A 17,089-nucleotide genomic window follows, 5' to 3' on the forward strand; every position below is an offset into this window, starting at 1 on the left:
TGGGGTAACGGCGATTTGGGCGAGTAGCCGTCAGAGCATCCCCAGAAACGCCACGCCGCGCGCGAACTCCTGGCGCTTGAGTTCACGCAATTCGGCCGCCTGCCAGTCCTCGCCCCACATCTCGATCGACCAGTCCTCGTCGAGACCCGCCGCCGCCCAGGCCGCATCCGCGTCGAGTCGGCCCTCGATCAGCGCCAGCCCGATCACCAGCGATCCCGTCAGCGTCACCACCGGCGACAGTCCCGCCAGCCGGAAATCGTCATACGCCGCGACCGCCTCGTGCAGCCGCGCGATCGTCGCGTCGGGTTGCGCGACGTGCATCACCCCCGCGGTCACCGCGAACGTGACGTCGTACCGGCGGCGCGCCCAGTCGAGCAGCGGATCCCATGCCGCCGCCTGCCGCTCGACGAGCAACGGCGGCCCGTCGGCGCGGTAGCAGAGCAGGTCGCTCTCACCATAGGCCGCAAGCCGCGCGGCAAACTGCGTCGGATCGTTCGCGATCGGATCGGTCGCCGCATTGGCGAGCCCCGTCAGCGGCATCGTCCGCGGATCGATCGTCTCGCCGACGCTGCGCCATTCGTCGGCGACCGCCTCGGCCAGCGCCGCGGTCGGCAACGCCAGCGGCCGCCGCCCGGGCGTCCGCACCGGCTTGCCGTCGAGCGTCACCACGCGATCCGCATCGATCGCAACGTCTTTCCAGAACCGCTTCATTGGGGTGGACTCCGCCAGCGATGCGCCAGGCTGCGCGGCACCGTCGCGATCATCGCCATCGCCGACAGCACGATCGCCGTCCCGAGGATCTTCGGTCCCATATCATGCGCGCGCGCGATCAGGATCAGCCCGAGCAACGCGCCTGCGACCCCCGCCATCCGCACGACGACCAGCACGAACCAGCGCCGCTGCGCCAGTTTTTCGACGTCGGTCATGGCCGCGTCCTCGAATCCGCGACCATGTGCAGCAACTCGGGTACCGCGGTCGCGACGACGTCCGCCCCCGCATCCGACAATTCGTGGACCGCGTGATAGCCCCAGGCGACGCCGACCGCGCGCACCCGCGCCGCGCGCGCCATCGCCATGTCGAAGCTCGTATCGCCGATCATCGCGGTGGTCGCCGCAGTCGCGCCCGCTTCGGCGATCGCCGCGAACAGCATCGCCGGATCGGGTTTCGACGGATGGCGGTCGGCGGTCTGCAGTGTCACGAACCGATCGGTGATCCCATGCGCGGCAAGGATATGCGCGAGCCCACGGTCGGACTTGCCCGTCGCGACGCCGAGCACCCAGCCGTCGTCGGCCAGCGTCGTCAGCACGTCGGCGATCCCCTCGAACAACGGCTCGTCGGCCAGTTCGCCGCTCGCCCGCATCGCATGGAACGCGGCCTTGTAGTCGGCGGCGAGCGAGCGGTGCAGGCCATCGTCGGCCTGTGGCAGCAGCACCTGCATCGCCTCGACGAGGCTGAGCCCGACGATCCGGCGGATGTCGCCACGCGGCGGCGGGACGAGCCCGGCCTTTTCGAACGCCCGCTCGCACGCGACGCAGATATTCGCCTGGCTGTCCACGAGCGTGCCGTCGCAATCGAACACGGCAAGGCGGATCATGAGATTTTCCAACGCATCCCCGCCTCGTAGATCAGCCGGGCGAACGAGGGAACGCCAAACCGGAACGCGCCTCGTCCTCGACGGTTCGTCTCACAGGCTTTTGGAGATACACGATGGCGCAAACACCGACCGACACCGCCCCGAACATCTGGGCCGCCGCTGCGGCAGGCTTGGTCGCGGGGCTTGCCGCCTCGTTCGTGATGGATCGCTTCCAGGCGGGCGTCGCCGCGCTGTCGTCGTCGGACAGCGACGCGGAACCCGCGACCGAGAAGGCGGCGGACAAGGTATCTCAGGCGGTGGTCGGGCACGAGGTCCCCGACGATCGCAAGCCGCTCGCCGGGCAGGCGGTGCATTACGCGCTCGGGGCAGGGCTGGGGGTCGTCTACGCGGTCGCGGCGGAATATCGCCCGGCGGTGACGGCAGGCTACGGCACCGCGTTCGCGCTGGCGAACACCGCGCTGCTCGACGAGGCGGCAGTGCCCGCGGTGGGCTTGGGCGACGCCCCCTGGAAGACCGCGCCGTCGACGCATCTGTACAGCGTCGCGTCGCATATCGTGTTCGGCACGGTGACCGAAGGCGTGCGGCGGTTGCTGCGGGGGTGGATGCGGTAAGCCGGTACTCGGCCCATCTGGTTCCCCCGCGAAGGCGGGGGCCCAGGAATCAAGCAGAGCCGACGATCGCGGCCCTGGACCCCCGCCTTCGCGGGGGAACAAGTGGGGCGCTGCCCCAACAACCACCCCACCCCGGCGAAGGCCGGGGCCCAATTGGGGGACGGTGCTAACGGCGGGCATCGCTCCGTTACCGCAACCTCTCCAACTGGGCCCCGGCCTGCGCCGGGGTGGTGTCAGTAGGGTGGCCCGATCGCTCCGCTGAATCAGCGCGAACCCGGCCCGGTACGCGGCCCACTCGGCTTCCCCCCCGAACGCCCCCGGCCGCCGGGCTTGGCACCCTCGACCCGAGGCCCACTCCGCGGCGCCCCGAACGTCGACCCGGCCCCCGTCCGAGGCCCGCCCGTCTTGGGCGCCCCCGGCTTACCGCCAGCCGGCTTCTTGTCCTCGACAACCCCGCGCCCACGCCGCTCACCTTTACGCTCTTTCCGAACCGACTTCGCATGCGCCTTCGCCCGCGACTTCATCTGCTCGCGCGTCGGCGCGGTCTTCTCGTCGAGCTGCAGCGCATCGCCGAGCTTCTCGTCGAAGCCCAGCTGCTTCAGGCTTTCCTCGAAATGCGTCGGCAGCCCGGCGGTCACGTCGATCGATCCGCCATCGGGATGATCAACCTTGATGCGCCGCGCATGCAGATGCATCTTCCGCGAGATCCCGCCGGTCAGGAACGCCGCCGCGCCGCCATATTTCCCGTCGCCGACGATCGGATGCCCGATCGCCGCCATGTGCACGCGCAGCTGGTGCGTGCGCCCGGTAAACGGCTGCAGCTCGACCCACGCCGCGCGGTTGCCCGCGCGCTCGATCACGCGGTAGCGCGTCCGCGCGGGCGCGCCCTCGGCCTCGTCGACATGCATCTTCTCGCCGCCGGTACCCGGCTGCTTGCCGATTGGCAGCTCGATCATGCCGTCCTCGATCGACGGCACGTCGACCACCAGCGCCCAATACACTTTCCGCGCGGTGCGGCCCGAAAACGCTTTTGCGAAGAACGCCGCCGCACGCGACGTGCGCGCGACGAGCAGCGCGCCCGACGTATCCTTGTCGAGCCGGTGGACCAGCTTGGGCCGGCCCTCATTGTCATATTGGAGCCCGTCGAGCAGCCCGTCGACATGCTGCGTCGTCTTGGTGCCGCCCTGAGTCGCGAGCCCCGGCGGCTTGTTCAGCACGAACGCCTGGAAATCCTTGTGGATGACCATGGACTGCGCAAGCTCGGTCTCTTCGTCCGACAGGATCACGCGCTCGCGCACCCGCCTGGGCTTGTCGACGTCGGCCGCAGCCTTGTCGGCCTCGGGCGGCGGCACGCGGAGCATCTGGCCCGCCGCGATCCGGTCGCCCGGAGTCGCACGCGCGCCGTCGACGCGCAGCTGGCCGGTGCGCGCCCACATCGCCACCGTCGTGAAGCTCGTGTCGGGCAAATGCCGCTTGAACCACCGGTCGAGCCGGATGCCGTCATCGTCGAACCCGACGTTGAACTCCCGAAAGCCGGAGTCGCTATCGTTCTTGCCCGCGGTCATGCGATGGCCCTTACTGCGGTGAGACCCGCGAATACTGCGACGATCGAGCCGATCACCGAAAGGAGAATATAGCCGAACGCGACGCCGATCGCGCCCCGCTCGATCAACGTGACGACGTCGAGCGAGAAGCTCGAAAACGTCGTGAAGCCGCCCAGGACGCCGACCGCGAGTAGCAGGCGCCAGGCCTCCGACGCGGTGTTCCGCGCGAGCACGCCGACCAGCACGCCCATCAACAGCCCGCCGATCAGGTTCACCGCCAGCGTACCGAACGGATAGTCGGGCCCGAGCAGCGCCGTCATCGCGCGACCGGTCAGATAGCGCGCGCCGGAACCGACCGCGCCACCGACCATGACATAAAGAAGGGGAAACATCGCCGCGCCCTAGCGCGAATCGCGCCGAACGGAAAGGTGGGGGTTAGGGGAGGGCGCTTGGTGGTGCGCGTGACGCTTCGGTCCGCTCTAACTGTTTCCCCGCGAAGGCGGGGACCCAGCCTGGGCTCCCGCCTTCGCGGGAGAACAAGGAGAGGAGAGGGCGACGCTGCACCACCACGCGACCACCCCGGCGAAGGCCGGGGCCCAGGTGGAAAAGTCGCCGTAACGAAGGACCGCGCTTCGTTAGCGTCGTCCCCCCAACTGGACCCCGGCCTCCGCCGGGGCGGTGCGTTTCAAGAGCAGCGGTTCACCGACCAGCGTTGGACACCATATCCACATCGCTCCCGCCGCCAGCCCGAGCGGTCACGTACACCACGTAAGCGTCGTTCCCCCGAACCCCGCCCAGCACATGCTGCCGCCCGTCAGTGCTATGCCCGGCCGAATACCCCGCCGCCCGCGCGCGCGTGTAATAATAATCGAGCATCTTCTGCATCGGCGCGCTGCTCGCGAAACTCACGACGCGCAGGCGACAGCCGTCACGATCCGCGCCCGCCGCCTCGGTCAACCGCGCGCTCGGATAGAGCGGCAGGTCCGCGGGCAAGCGGTTCGCCCATCCCGCCGAATAGCCGATCTTCTGCGCGCACACGCCCGCATCCGGGGTCTTCTGCCGCTCGGCCAGCGCGCCTAGCGTCAGCGCACCGTTCGCCGTCCTGCATTCGGGGCAGTCGTTCGACGCCGCCGGCGCGCGCTGCAACGTCTTCGGGTCGACCGGATCGGGCTTGAGCGGCCCCTCGGGTGGCACGGCGGCGCCTTCCGGCTGCGTCGGCGGCCGCACCGCATCGGTGTTGGACGATTGCGCCAGCCGGGGATCGACCATGATCTGCCCGCCAAGCGCCGATGTCAGCGCCGGATCGCGCGCCGATCCGTTGGTCAGCTCGGCATCGAGGCTGTTGAGATCCTGCTGGTCGGTCGAGGACCGTCCACACGACGCCAGCGCGAGCGGCAAAAGGATCAGGGCGGGGCGGCAGGAAAGTCTCATCACCGCCATCCTATGCGCGAACGACGGTGAAGAAAGCGTTTTACGCGCCGCCCCGGCTTGCGCGCGGATGATCTTGCTCCGGCGCCTGCCCACCGCCATGTTCCGCTCATGCTGAACCTCGTCTCCATCCTCATCGGCCTCGTCACCCTGGTGCTCGGCCTCGTCGCCTTCATTCCGCTGCTCGGCTGGATGAACTGGCTCGTCATCCCGATCGGGATCGTCGGCGCGGCGGTCGGTGCGCTCTCGTCGAGCAGCAGCGGACGCAACCTCAACATCGTCCTGATCATCATCTTCGCGCTCCGCCTCAGCCTTGGCGGCGGCATCATCTGACGTAAAAAGGGCCCGGCGTTTCCACCGGGCCCTTCCGTCGGACTAGCGATACCGGATCAGCGGCAGCGCACGTTGCCGCGATCGATCGACTGGCCGAGCACCGCGCCGCCGCCCGCACCGATCAGCGTGCCGAGCAACTGCGAGCCACCGCCCGCGATCACGTTGCCCAGCGCACCACCCGCCAGGCCACCGATGATCAGCCCCGTCGTGCCGTCGTTGCGACGGCAATAATAGCGCCCGTTGCCGCCGCGATAGATGCGGTCGTTGCGACCCAGGCGGCGCTCCTGGTAATAACGCCCGTCACGATAATAGCGGTCGGCGAAATAGCCGCGCTGGCCCCGCTCGTAGCGGTTATAGTCATAGCCGCGATATTGCTGCCAATTGCCGTTTCGCCCATTGTCGCGGCGGATGTCGCGAATGTCGCCGCGGCGATCCTGGCGCGCGTCGCGCACCTCCTCGCGATACTCGCGGCGCGCATCGCGCACGTCGCCGCGCGAATCGGCGTTGCGCACGTCGCGGCGATAGTCGCGCTGCGCGTCGCGGACCTGGTCGTTATATTCGCGGTTGGCGCCCCGGACCGTCGATTGCGCGGTCGCGGGGATCGCGCCGAACGCCGTGGCGGCAAGGGCTGCCGAAAGAAGGGCAATACGCATTGTTCGTCTCCTGACTCGATGCGCAAAGAACGGCCGGCCAAAGCGGGAGTTGCGTGAACCGCAAACTACACCGCGTTCAGCCGGCCGAAAGCCTTACGACGTTGGTATCAGGCGAGATTATGCTCGAGCGTGATCTCGGCGTTGAGCACCTTCGACACCGGGCAGTTCGCCTTGGCGTCGGCGGCGATCGCCTCGAACTCGTCCTTCGAGATACCCTCGACCTTGGCGTTCAGCGTGAGGGCGGACTTGGTGATCTTGAAGCCGTCGCCGTCCTTGTCGAGCGTGACCTTTGCCGAGGTCTCGAGCGTGCCCGCCTCATAGCCCTTGCCCGCGAGCGCGAAGCTCAGCGCCATCGTGAAGCAGCTCGCATGCGCCGCCGCGATCAGTTCCTCGGGGTTGGTGCCCGGCTCGTTCTCGAACCGCGTGTTGAAGCCGTAGGGGCTGTCCGAGAGCACGCCCGACTGCGTCGAGACATGACCCTTGCCGCTCTTGCCAAGGCCTTCATACTTTGCCGAACCGCTGCGTGTGGTCATCATGGGATCCTTCGTCTGGACAAGAAAAAAGGCGCCGCGGTTTCCCGCGACGCCCTTTCCCAACGCATGACGACCGAATTAGCGGCATCGAATTTGCCGCTGACAGTCAGTGATGCGTGTTAGCGGCAACGACGATTGTTGTTGCTCGTGCCCTTGTCGATCGCGCGACCGGCAAGGCCACCGAGGACCGCGCCGCCCAGCGTGCCGACCGTACGGTCGCCGCGCGTGTCGACCGTGCGGCCGAGGAGCGCGCCGCCGACGCCGCCGATGATCGTGCCGGTCGTGCCGTTGCTCTTCTTGCAATAGACGCGGCCGTCGCGGCCACGCCATTCGCGACGATCGCGCGCATCCGCAGCCGAAACCGGGATCAGGACGGTCGGCAGGACCATGGCGCTGCAGCCGAGAGCGAGAATGAGTTTACGCATGTTGGAACTCCCTAGTGAATTGATCTGATGCTGTAACGAGGACACCATAGCCGCGGTTGCATGAACCAAAAACAACACCCCGTTCATCTTCGTACAGCATCGGGCTGCCGTCGCGTGGCCTTGTGCTTTACGCTGTAGGTCCGGGCGGTTACGCCGGCCCGATGTTGCCCGTCCCGCTGCCCGTCGAGATCCTGCCCGCCCAGCTCCTGCCGGTCGCGGCGCCCTGGTTCGACCTTGCCGGCCTCGCGGTGTTCGCCGCGTCGGGCGCGCTGGCGGCGGCCAAGCGCGGGCAGACCTTCGTGACGCTCGTCTTCTTCGGCCTCATCACCGGCGTCGGCGGCGGCACCGTGCGCGACCTGCTGATCGGCGCGCCGGTCTTCTGGGTGCACGACGCGCGCGCGGCGAGCGTGTGCCTCAGCATGGCGCTGCTGATCTGGGTGACGCCCGAACGCTGGTGGAAGGGCGAGGCGCTGGGCTGGTTCGACGCGGTCGGGTTGGCCGCCTATGCGGTCTATGGCGCGGCAAAGGCGCTCGGTTACGGCGTACCCCCCGTGCCCGCGGCGTTGATGGGCGTGATGACCGCGTGCGTCGGCGGCATCATCCGCGACGTGCTCGCGGGCGAACCCTCGATCCTGATGCGGCCCGAACTGTACGTGACCGCGGCGGCGCTCGCGTCGGCGAGTTACGTGTGTCTGGTGCTGCTCGGCACGCCCCTGTCCTGGGCCGCGGTGATCGCCGCCAGCGCGGGCTTCACGCTCCGCGCCGCCGCAATCCGCTTCCACCTCGCGCTCCCGGCATACGGGGGGCGGCGCTAACCGCACCCGTTGTGTAGAACAAGGAGAGCAGAGGTGTCTGACCCCGCTCATCAGCCTGATCTCTAAGCGGTGGTAAAGCTACCGACCTGCACCCCACCCCGGCGAAGGCCGGGGCCCAAATGGGAGACCTAGCTGATGTGCGTAGCGATCCGTTACTCCAACTTTTCCAGTTGGGCCCCGGCCTTCGCCGGGGTGGGGCAGGCGTTTGCGACCGCCTGAAGCACGGGCGAAGGAATCACCCCCGCACCACGCCGACATCCGCAAACCGCCGCGGCTCGACCGGCGGCACCGCGGGGTCGTTCAGCTGGCACTGCCAATGCCCCACATCGATCCACCGGCCATTCTTGTACCCGACCTCGCGGTACACGCCCGCGCGCCGGAACCCGACCGCCTCGTGCAGCTTGATCGACGAATCATTGGGCAGCGCGATCGCGCCGATCGCCTGGGTGAAGCCTTGCGCGCGCAGCGTATCGATCAGCGCCTCGTATAACAGCCGCCCCGCGCCCTGGCGCTGCGCCGCGTCCGCGACATAGACCGTGGTCTCGCACGCGAACCGGTACGCCTCGCGCTTGTGGAACGGCGCGGCATAGGCGAACGCCAGCACGCCGCCCTCGGCGCCGATCGTCGCGACCAGCCACGGATACAGCCCGTCCGATGCCGCCATCCGCGCGCGCATCTGCCGTGCATCGGGCGCGTCGGTCTCGAACGAGACCGTCCCGACCAGCACGTGCGGCGCGTAGATCGCCGCAATCGACGCCGCGTCCTCGGGAACCGCGGCGCGGATGACGATGCCGCCCCCGTTTGCAGAGGCGGCGACCATCAGAACCCGATCCGTGCCAGCAGCAGGTCGAGCAGCTTGGCGTCGCTAAAGCCGGCGGTCGTCGGCCCCATCCCGCCGCACTCGAGGCAGCGCGCCTGGACCGAGCCCGAGGTCGCGAGCCGCTTCATGTCGCCGACCGCACGCGCGAGCATCTGGCGACGGTCCGCCGCGACATGCGCGAACGCATCGCCGCCGCCCGCGTCGTCATCGCTGCCGTCATTGCCGAAATCCTGCGCGATCGTCGCGAGGAAGCCCGGCTTCTTTTCGAGATATTCCGCATGCACCTTGGCCGGATCGAGCTTGGCGCGCTTGGCGGCCTCGTCGATCGCGTCCTTGAGCGTGCCGAACCGGTCGACCAGCCCGATCTGCCGCGCGGTGCCGCCATCCCAGACGCGGCCCTGGCCGATCTCGTCGACCCGTGCGGGGGTCATTTTCCGCGACGCGGCGACCCGGCTCACGAACGCGCGATACCCGTTCTCGATGCCGGCCTGCGCGATCGCGTCGAACATCGGCGTGGTCCCGCCGGTGATGTCGGGCTGGCCCGATAGCGGCGTGGTCTTCACGCCGTCGCTGGTCACGCCGATCTTGGCGAGCGCGTTCTCGAACGTCGGCACCACGCCGAAGATGCCGATCGAGCCGGTGATCGTGCCGGGTTCGGCAAAGATCACGTCGGCCGGCGTCGACACCCAGTAACCGCCGCTCGCTGCCAGACCGCCCATCGACACGACCACGGGCAGCTTCTGTCGCTTGGCCTCGAGGATCGCGAGCCGGATCTGCTCGGACGCCAGCACCGATCCACCCGGCGAATCGACGCGCACGACCAGTGCCTTCAGCGTTTTCTTGGCCAGCCCGTCGAGCACCGCCTTCTCGATCGTCTTGCCCGCCGCCTTGCCGGGGCCGCTCTCGCCGTCGACGATCTCGCCGGCGATCGTCAGCACGCCGATCGAGTCGCCGCCGGTCGGCAGCGGGTTCGCCTTCACCCAGGTGTCGTAGGTGATGCTGGCATAGTTGCCCGCGGGCTTCTTGTCGTCGGACCCGGCGATCTCGGCCACGCGCCGGCCGAACGCGATCCGGTCGCCGAGCTTGTCGACGATTCCGGCGCGCAGATTGGCCTCGGCGATGTTGCCGTTCGCGGCGATGATCACCTTGTCGGGCGCGGTCATGAACTGCGCGATCTGCGCCTTGGGACGTGCCTTCGCGACGGCCTCGCGCCACTGCGAGAACAGGGTCCCGTACAGCGCAGTGCTCGCCGCCTTCGCGTCCTCGCTCTGGTCGGCGCGCGTGTACGGCTCGACGAACGACTTGTAGCGGCCGACGCGGTAGACGTGCGCGTTGACGCCCAGCTTGTCGATCAGGCCCTTGTAGTAAAGCTGGTTGCCGCCCGGCCCCATGAAGATCGTGCCGCCCATCGGGTTGACCCAGACCTCGCTCGCATTCGCGGCGAGGCGATAGCCGCCATCGGTGTACGCGGTCGCATAGGCCAGCACCGGCTTGCCGCTCGCCCGCACCCGCGCGAGCGCGTCGCCGACCTCGCCCAGTGCCGCGGGATAGGCCCCGCCAAAGCTGTCGAGATCGAGCACGAGGACCTTCACGCGGCCATCGGTGCGCGCGGTGTCGATCGCGCGCACCACGTCGCGCAACCGGAACTGGCGAGTCGTGCTCTGCCCCGACAGCGCGGCGAACGCGGCCTGCTCCTCGGGCTGCTCGACGATCGACCCGTTCAGGTCGAGCACCAGCGCACCGTCCTTGATCGCCTTGGTCCCCGGCCGCGCGTTGAGCGCCGCGAAGATCAGCCCGAAGAACAGCAGCATCGCGAGCAGGACGAGGCCGTCCTTGATCGCGACGAGCAGCTTCCACACCCCGCGCACCAGCCGCCATTTCCGCCGCGGGGGGCGGGCCGGATCGGTGTAGGACGGGGCAGGGGTGTAGGACGGCGCAGCGGTATCGGTCATGGCACGAGAGCTAGAGCAACCGCAGGCCTTCGTAAATGGCCTGTATTACGAGGCCAACACAGGGCTGGTTCAAGTCCCTGGCTCCCCCCGAGCGCCACCCAGTCCCCCTCCCGCCTGCGGGAGGGGTTAGGGGAGGGGCGTTCCACCAGCGCGCCGCCTGGACACGCCCCTCCCCCGACCCCTCCCGCAAGCGGAAGGGGAGCAGAGGAGAAGGGGGGGAAGGGGAAGGCGTATCCGCCACTGTTCGCCTACGAACGCAGGAGACCGGCAGCCCTCGGCCAGCTGCCGCGTCCGCGCGGCAGCCCCCTCGGCACGATGCCCGAAACCCACGCCGGTAGGAAAAATTTTCTCTACGGGAACCTTTGACATGGGTCGCGAGCGTCCACATATGCCGGGTGTTGGCACTCGGGCTCCCTGAGTGCCAGAAATCTGTCACAATCCCAAAAGGACATGGACCCCATGAACTTTCGTCCGTTGCATGATCGCGTGCTGGTGAAGCGCCTCGAAGCCGAAGAGAAGACGGCTGGCGGCATCATCATCCCCGACACCGCCAAGGAAAAGCCGCAGGAAGGCGAAGTCGTCGCCGTCGGCACCGGGACCCGCGCCGAGAACGGCACGATCACCCCGCTCGACGTCAAGGCCGGCGACAAGGTTCTGTTCGGCAAGTGGTCGGGCACCGAGGTCAAGGTCGACGGTGAGGATCTCCTCATCATGAAGGAATCGGACATTCTCGGCATCGTCGGCTGACCCCGACGGGCTCGGAAACGTCGGCTTTTGCTGACGTGAACGGGCCGAGAAAGGCTGGCCGCGAGATCCGCGCCAGCGTCTGCACTTCCTATACTTCACTCCATCGAAAGGGCAGCTGACATGGCTTCCAAGGACGTAAAATTCGGTCGTGACGCGCGTGAGCGCATCCTCCGCGGCGTCGACATCCTCGCCGACGCGGTCAAGGTGACCTTGGGCCCCAAGGGCCGCAACGTCGTCATCGACAAGAGCTTCGGCGCACCGCGCATCACCAAGGACGGCGTCACCGTCGCCAAGGAAATCGAGCTCAAGGACAAGTTCGAGAACATGGGCGCGCAGATGCTGCGCGAAGTGGCCTCGAAGACCAACGACATCGCCGGTGACGGCACGACCACCGCGACGGTCCTGGCGCAGGCCATCGTCCGCGAGGGCATGAAGTCGGTCGCAGCGGGCATGAACCCGATGGATCTGAAGCGAGGCATCGATCTCGCCGTCGTCAAGGTCGTCGAGGACGTCAAGGCGCGTTCGAAGCCGGTTTCGGGTTCGAAGGAAGTGGCGCAGGTCGGCATCATCTCGGCCAATGGCGACCGTGAAGTCGGCGAGAAGATCGCCGAAGCCATGGAGAAGGTCGGCAAGGAAGGCGTGATCACCGTCGAGGAGGCCAAGGGTCTCGAATTCGAGCTCGACGTCGTCGAAGGCATGCAGTTCGACCGCGGCTATCTCTCGCCCTACTTCATCACCAACCCCGAGAAGATGACCGTCGAGCTTCAGGATCCCTACATCCTGATCCACGAGAAGAAGCTGTCGAACCTGCAGGCGATGCTCCCGATCCTGGAAGCCGTCGTTCAGTCGGGTCGTCCGCTCCTGATCATCGCCGAGGACATCGAGGGTGAGGCACTCGCCACGCTCGTCGTCAACAAGCTGCGCGGCGGCCTGAAGGTCGCAGCGGTCAAGGCACCGGGCTTCGGCGATCGTCGCAAGGCGATGCTCGAGGACATCGCGATCCTGACCAAGGGCGAGATGATCTCGGAAGACCTCGGCATCAAGCTCGAGACCGTCACGCTCGGCATGCTCGGCACCGCCAAGCGCGTCACGATCGACAAGGACAACACCGTCATCGTCGACGGTGCCGGCGATCATGACTCGATCAAGGGCCGCACCGAAGCGATCCGTCAGCAGATCGAGAACACGACCAGCGACTATGACAAGGAGAAGCTCCAGGAGCGTCTCGCCAAGCTCGCCGGTGGCGTTGCGGTGATCAAGGTCGGCGGTTCGTCGGAAGTCGAAGTCAAGGAGCGCAAGGATCGCGTCGACGACGCACTGCACGCAACCCGCGCAGCCGTCGAAGAGGGCATCGTCCCCGGTGGTGGTACGGCGCTGCTGTACGCGACCAAGGTCCTCGACGGCCTGACCGGTGCGAACGAAGACCAGACGCGCGGTATCGACATCGTGCGGAAATCGCTGACGGCTCTGGTTCGCCAGATCGCGCAGAATGCGGGTCATGACGGTGCGGTGGTTTCGGGCAAGCTGCTCGACGGCAACGACTCGAACATCGGCTTCAACGCCGCGACCGACACCTACGAGAACCTGGTGGAAGCCGGCGTGATCGATCCGACCAAGGTCGTCCGCACCGCGCTGCAGAACGCAGCATCGGTCGCAGGCCTCCTGATCACGACCGAAGCGGCCGTGAGCGAGATGCCAGAAGACAAGCCCGCCATGCCCATGGGCGGCGGCGGCATGGGCGGCATGGGCGGCATGGACTTCTGATTTCGGACGGGGCCAGCATGCTGGCCCCGCCACGAAATCAGAACGGCCGGCGGGCTGGTGGCTTCGCCGCCAGTCCCGTCCGACGAAAAGGGCCGGCTTTGCCGGTCCTCCGTTCCGACCAAGACGACCAAAGCAAAGGGCCGGGGCGCAACCCCCGGCCTTTCGTGCGTCAGCGGCGCGTATCCCACCAAGCATCGCGACGCTCCGATACCGAGTCGCTGCAATAAAGCCTCTTTTCGCAGATTTTTACAATTTGCAGATGCCCCGCAAGCCTCCCACGCGGCCGATCACCACCGACCCGACCCCCGCGTTCGCGGAAATCTTCCTACCATATTGATTTGATTGTCCCCGCCACGCGGCGCCGCCAGCCACCGGGCGCCATTTCCCGCCGGTGACACAATAGGTGCAAGCGGACGGTGATCACGCTACCATCACGGCATGACCGCAGGACGCATCGATCAGTTGACCGAAGCCCAGCGCACCTGCCTGCGGCTGGTACTGACGCACCATAATTCCAAGGAAATCGCGGCGTTGGTCGGCGTGTCGCCGTCCGCGATCGACAAGCGGATCGAGCGCGCGATCCAGATCCTGGGTGTCGCCACCCGGTTCGAGGCGGCCCGCCAGCTGCAGCAGCACGAGCGCGGCGAGGTCGACGGCGTCGTGCCGCCCCGCGATTTCGTCGCGACGGTCGGTCAGGCGCCGACGTACGAACGGCTACCATCCGAACCAATCGACGTTCCCAGCCCCCCCGCCGACACGCCAGACGTGAGGCAGATCGAGCCGTGGGGGCTTGTTCGCCGCTTCTTTGGCCTGTCCGGAGCTAGCGGATCGACAGGGGTGGCGCGCAATCGGTTTTCGGTTGGCGACAGGATAGTCCGACTGATCGCGCTCATGGGCCTGATCGCCGTCACGTCGATGGCGCTCATCAACATGGCGATGACGTTGACCAACCTGTTGCGATCGAACCGAGACCGCAGCGCTCCCGTACACGGTACCGCGACGATGGTGCCTTCGGGGAGAACGACGATGTTGAAGCAGCGACGCGATGCGACCGACAAGGTCACGACCGATTTCCTGAAAGCCGAGGCTGCGGTCGATCATGCCGCGATGCTCGCCGCATCCTGTGTCTCGACGCTGTTGCAGCAGCGGGTCGCCGCCAACCTGCCCGTCGGCACCGGCGTGCTGGCGCTGCAGATGCTGTCTCAGGCCTCGCTCGACATCATCAACGCGCGCCAACGCTTCGTCGAGGCGCATCGCGCACTGGTCGACGTCCGCGCCGAGATCGGTCTCGGCCAGTTCTACGGCTATGGCGATACCGCCGAATGCCCGCCGAACGAAGGCGCGCTGCGTGCCGACGGTCCGGTTCGCCTGGCAGCGGTGGCCTGAACGGCCGGTTTCGGTCCAGCTTTGGGGGGTGGAGTTGGATCGGGTCTGGCTGTTCTACACGATACAGGCGGCAGCGTCGGCCTATGCCCTGCTGCGAGGCGGCGCACCGGAGCGCCTGACGGGACTGGCACTGCTGCTTGCAGCGGTGTCGACCGGACTGGTCCAGCGCAATATCCCGGTCCTGTTCGTGGGTCTGGAAGGCGGCGTGATGATCGTCGACCTCATTTTGCTGGCGGTGATGATCACGATTACGCTCAAGGCCGATCGGTTCTGGCCGGCCTGGGCCACCGCGCTCCACGCGCTGGGGACGGGCGCGCACCTGACCCGTGCGATCAGCCCCGACGTGATCCGGCTCGTCCATGCCGTCCTCTCCGCCGCCTGGAGCTATCCCATCGTCCTGCTTCTCGTGATCGGGACCGTCAGGCACTCGCGCAGGATCCGGGCCCGTGGCTGGGATCTCGACTGGAGTCGCCAGGATCCGACCCTGCGATGACGCATAATCGGAAGACGTCTATGACTTACACCATTGCCGTTGTGCCCGTGCCTGCCACCAAGCATCTGACGTACCTTCCCGTCCTGAGCCTGCCTGCCGTCGATCCGGCGTCCGGTACGGCCTCGTCGACGGCGTTGGTGGAGATTGCCAAGCGACTCTATGCCGTCCGCAAGATGCGCGACGACCTGCTCGGTATCTCGCTCTTCTCCGAGCCCGCCTGGGACATCCTGCTCGATCTGTTCATTTCGGAGCACGAGAATCGCCAGCTCAGCGTGTCGGCGGTCTGTATCGGCGCGCGTGCGCCCTCGGCCACCGCGCTACGCTATCTGACGATGTTACAGGACGCCGACCTGGTCGAACGGACCCGCGACGAACGCGATGGACGCCGCTCGCACGTCCGCCTGACGACGCTGGGCCGACGGCGGATGGCAAGCCTGTTGGGGCCGTTGATCGCGGAATGAAGGCCGGGGCCCGAAGCGCGATGCGGTCGGGGGCGCGCTAAGCGCGACTTGGAGCGGGTAACGGGAATCGAACCCGTGTATTCAGCTTGGAAGGCTGCTGTACTACCATTGTACTATACCCGCCCGACGCGTCGAAGCGAGCGCAGGAACTAGCGTCGCGGCGCGCCCGGCGCAAGCGTCCGTGTGGCGGCTTGCGCACATGCTTCATGGCTTCATTACCATTATGCGCTAGTCCCCGGGCATGGATCACGACCCCGCGATTGCCGTTTCCACCGCCCCCGATCCCCGGCCGAAATCCGCGGTCAGCCATGGGGCGGGGCTGTCGGGGCTGGTCGGCGTGCTGGCCTGGATCGGGCTTGCGCGGCATTACGGGATGGACGGGCCCTATTCGGCGCTGACCAACGTCGCCGCGTGCGGCCTGCCGATGATCCTCTGGTCGCTGATCGTCGACAAGGTCCATCGGAGCCCGACCACCGGGATCGACTGGTCGGCGGGCAAGCCATGGCGCGAGACGCTCGACCTGAGCCTCACCAAGCTTGCCGGGTTATGGGCGACATGGGCGGCGATCGCGGTGATCTATGGCGCCGGGCGGTTCTACTGGCAGGGCAATTTCGCATTTGCGATGTGGTGCTTCACCAACGCCGCGCCGATCCTGTTCGTCGTATCAATCCCCTATGTCCTCTGGATCGACCGCTATCTCGTCGATCCGCGCGACGGCGCCTGGCATCTCGGGGCCTGGATGACCGGGCAGGCGGGGGTGGAGCCCGAGGCGATCTATGGCCATCTGCGCGCCTGGGGGGTGAAGACGTTCTTCCTCGCGTTCATGCTGGCGATCGTGCCGCCGGGGTTCGGCGAGTTCGTCCGCGGCGATGTCGCGACCGTGCTCCACGACCCGGTCGCGTTGTCGAGCTGGCTGGTGACGTTGATGTTCCTGATCGACGTGGCGTTCGCGACGGTCGGCTATCTGCTGACGTTCCGCCCGCTCGATTCGCACATCCGCAGCGCCAACCCGTTCGCGGCGGCGTGGCTGCCTGCGTTGATGTGCTATCCGCCGTTCATCCTGATGACCCCCGGCGGTCCGCTCGATTATCATCCCGGCACGTCGGACTGGGCCTATTGGTTCCAGGGGCATCCGATCGCGCTCGCGCTGATCGGCGCGATCCTCGTCGGGCTGACCGCGATCTATGCCTGGGCGACGATGGCGTTCGGCTTCCGGTTCTCCAACCTCACCAACCGCGGCATTCTCACGCACGGCCCCTATGCGGTGTCGCGCCATCCCGCGTATCTGTCGAAGAACCTGTTCTGGTGGCTGTCGACCATCCCCGTACTGACGCTCGGCAGCATGGTCGACGCGACCCGCGCGACACTGCTGATGGGTGCGGTGAGCGGCGTCTATTACTGGCGCGCCAAGACGGAGGAGCGCCATCTGAAGCTCGACCCCGCCTATCGCGCCTATGACGCGTGGATGGCGCACCACGGCCTCGTCCCGCGGCTGTTCGCAAAACTGCGCGGCTAATTCCCCTCACGCTT

The 17,089-nt window shown here is 67.3% G+C and carries 20 protein-coding genes and 1 tRNA gene; 9 read left to right on the forward strand and 12 right to left on the reverse strand.

Translation table 11 applies throughout. The annotated features are described in order from the left end of the window. Window positions 1-30 precede the first annotated feature (30 nt). The 3 genes from C8J26_RS09830 to C8J26_RS09840 are packed head-to-tail and all read right to left on the reverse strand — an operon-like array spanning window position 31 to window position 1,594. Window positions 31-711, reverse strand: a complete 681-nt coding sequence (locus tag C8J26_RS09830) for an ATP12 family chaperone protein (RefSeq protein ID WP_107957764.1) — start codon at window positions 709-711, stop codon at window positions 31-33. Then, complete coding sequence (locus tag C8J26_RS09835; protein WP_107957765.1) at window positions 708-926, reverse strand: hypothetical protein; 219 nt, start codon at window positions 924-926, stop codon at window positions 708-710. Before C8J26_RS09835 ends, C8J26_RS09830 begins: the two co-directional genes overlap by 4 nt. Next, window positions 923-1,594: an HAD-IA family hydrolase gene (locus C8J26_RS09840; protein ID WP_107957766.1), complete on the reverse strand. Its 672-nt coding sequence runs from the start codon at window positions 1,592-1,594 to the stop codon at window positions 923-925. Before C8J26_RS09840 ends, C8J26_RS09835 begins: the two co-directional genes overlap by 4 nt. A 113-nt stretch (window positions 1,595-1,707) precedes the next feature. On the opposite strand from C8J26_RS09840, the gene C8J26_RS09845 reads away from it, so the two are divergent. Then, the gene (locus C8J26_RS09845; RefSeq protein ID WP_107957767.1) at window positions 1,708-2,205 is read left to right on the forward strand and encodes a DUF1440 domain-containing protein; all 498 of its coding nucleotides are present in this window, start codon (window positions 1,708-1,710) and stop codon (window positions 2,203-2,205) included. A gap of 263 nt (window positions 2,206-2,468) precedes the next feature. Here the strand turns inward: C8J26_RS09845 and C8J26_RS09850 are convergent, their stop codons facing one another. From C8J26_RS09850 to C8J26_RS09860, 3 genes are all read right to left on the reverse strand, one after another. Then, window positions 2,469-3,770 carry an RluA family pseudouridine synthase gene (locus tag C8J26_RS09850; RefSeq protein WP_107957768.1) on the reverse strand — a complete coding sequence of 434 codons (1,302 nt, stop codon included), beginning with the start codon at window positions 3,768-3,770 and terminating at the stop codon, window positions 2,469-2,471. Further along, window positions 3,767-4,141: a fluoride efflux transporter CrcB gene (gene crcB, locus C8J26_RS09855; RefSeq protein ID WP_055873893.1), complete on the reverse strand. Its 375-nt coding sequence runs from the start codon at window positions 4,139-4,141 to the stop codon at window positions 3,767-3,769. The genes C8J26_RS09850 and crcB overlap by 4 nt, the downstream gene beginning before the upstream one ends. Window positions 4,142-4,448: 307 nt before the next feature. After that, window positions 4,449-5,180, reverse strand: coding sequence for a hypothetical protein (locus C8J26_RS09860; protein ID WP_244185245.1), 732 nt, complete (start codon window positions 5,178-5,180; stop codon window positions 4,449-4,451). A 108-nt stretch (window positions 5,181-5,288) separates the two neighbouring features. Here C8J26_RS09860 and C8J26_RS09865 point away from each other — a divergent pair, with 108 nt between their 5' ends. Beyond that, window positions 5,289-5,510, forward strand: coding sequence for a hypothetical protein (locus tag C8J26_RS09865; RefSeq protein ID WP_107957770.1), 222 nt, complete (start codon window positions 5,289-5,291; stop codon window positions 5,508-5,510). A gap of 56 nt (window positions 5,511-5,566) precedes the next feature. On the opposite strand, the gene C8J26_RS09870 is transcribed toward C8J26_RS09865, so the two are convergent. The 3 genes from C8J26_RS09870 to C8J26_RS09880 all read right to left on the reverse strand — a co-directional run bounded on the left by C8J26_RS09870 (window position 5,567) and on the right by C8J26_RS09880 (window position 7,121). Continuing rightward, entirely contained in the window at window positions 5,567-6,163 is a 597-nt protein-coding gene (locus C8J26_RS09870; protein ID WP_056416343.1) for a glycine zipper 2TM domain-containing protein, read from the reverse strand. 107 nt (window positions 6,164-6,270) lie between these two features. Next, window positions 6,271-6,696 (reverse strand): OsmC family protein, encoded by a 426-nt coding sequence (locus tag C8J26_RS09875; RefSeq protein ID WP_056417236.1) that lies wholly within the window; start codon window positions 6,694-6,696, stop codon window positions 6,271-6,273. A gap of 119 nt (window positions 6,697-6,815) precedes the next feature. Next, window positions 6,816-7,121 carry a glycine zipper 2TM domain-containing protein gene (locus tag C8J26_RS09880; RefSeq protein WP_055873880.1) on the reverse strand — a complete coding sequence of 102 codons (306 nt, stop codon included), beginning with the start codon at window positions 7,119-7,121 and terminating at the stop codon, window positions 6,816-6,818. Between the two features lie 161 nt (window positions 7,122-7,282). Here C8J26_RS09880 and C8J26_RS09885 point away from each other — a divergent pair, with 161 nt between their 5' ends. Continuing rightward, window positions 7,283-7,936 carry a trimeric intracellular cation channel family protein gene (locus tag C8J26_RS09885; protein ID WP_107957771.1) on the forward strand — a complete coding sequence of 218 codons (654 nt, stop codon included), beginning with the start codon at window positions 7,283-7,285 and terminating at the stop codon, window positions 7,934-7,936. Between the two features lie 235 nt (window positions 7,937-8,171). On the opposite strand, the gene C8J26_RS09890 is transcribed toward C8J26_RS09885, so the two are convergent. Then, window positions 8,172-8,756, reverse strand: coding sequence for a GNAT family N-acetyltransferase (locus C8J26_RS09890; protein ID WP_056416349.1), 585 nt, complete (start codon window positions 8,754-8,756; stop codon window positions 8,172-8,174). After that, complete coding sequence (gene sppA, locus C8J26_RS09895) at window positions 8,756-10,708, reverse strand: signal peptide peptidase SppA (RefSeq protein ID WP_107957772.1); 1,953 nt, start codon at window positions 10,706-10,708, stop codon at window positions 8,756-8,758. Before sppA ends, C8J26_RS09890 begins: the two co-directional genes overlap by 1 nt. Window positions 10,709-11,167: 459 nt before the next feature. Between sppA and groES the strand changes: the two genes are divergently transcribed. The 5 genes from groES to C8J26_RS09920 all read left to right on the forward strand — a co-directional run bounded on the left by groES (window position 11,168) and on the right by C8J26_RS09920 (window position 15,559). Beyond that, window positions 11,168-11,455: a co-chaperone GroES gene (groES, locus tag C8J26_RS09900; protein ID WP_055873868.1), complete on the forward strand. Its 288-nt coding sequence runs from the start codon at window positions 11,168-11,170 to the stop codon at window positions 11,453-11,455. Between the two features lie 120 nt (window positions 11,456-11,575). Further along, entirely contained in the window at window positions 11,576-13,219 is a 1,644-nt protein-coding gene (gene groL / locus C8J26_RS09905) for a chaperonin GroEL (RefSeq protein WP_056416355.1), read from the forward strand. Window positions 13,220-13,657: 438 nt separating this feature from the next. Next, window positions 13,658-14,605 carry a sigma factor-like helix-turn-helix DNA-binding protein gene (locus C8J26_RS09910; RefSeq protein WP_107957773.1) on the forward strand — a complete coding sequence of 316 codons (948 nt, stop codon included), beginning with the start codon at window positions 13,658-13,660 and terminating at the stop codon, window positions 14,603-14,605. Beyond that, window positions 14,568-15,098 (forward strand): hypothetical protein, encoded by a 531-nt coding sequence (locus C8J26_RS09915; RefSeq protein ID WP_167398812.1) that lies wholly within the window; start codon window positions 14,568-14,570, stop codon window positions 15,096-15,098. Before C8J26_RS09910 ends, C8J26_RS09915 begins: the two co-directional genes overlap by 38 nt. Window positions 15,099-15,118: 20 nt before the next feature. Then, window positions 15,119-15,559 (forward strand): helix-turn-helix domain-containing protein, encoded by a 441-nt coding sequence (locus C8J26_RS09920; RefSeq protein WP_167398813.1) that lies wholly within the window; start codon window positions 15,119-15,121, stop codon window positions 15,557-15,559. A gap of 49 nt (window positions 15,560-15,608) precedes the next feature. On the opposite strand, the gene C8J26_RS09925 is transcribed toward C8J26_RS09920, so the two are convergent. Beyond that, window positions 15,609-15,682, reverse strand: a tRNA-Gly gene (locus C8J26_RS09925). Between the two features lie 118 nt (window positions 15,683-15,800). Here C8J26_RS09925 and C8J26_RS09930 point away from each other — a divergent pair. After that, window positions 15,801-17,075, forward strand: coding sequence for a methyltransferase family protein (locus C8J26_RS09930; protein ID WP_107957776.1), 1,275 nt, complete (start codon window positions 15,801-15,803; stop codon window positions 17,073-17,075). The last annotated feature ends 14 nt before the right edge of the window (window positions 17,076-17,089 follow it).

The organism is Sphingomonas aurantiaca (assembly GCF_003050705.1).
Classification (GTDB): domain Bacteria; phylum Pseudomonadota; class Alphaproteobacteria; order Sphingomonadales; family Sphingomonadaceae; genus Sphingomonas; species Sphingomonas aurantiaca.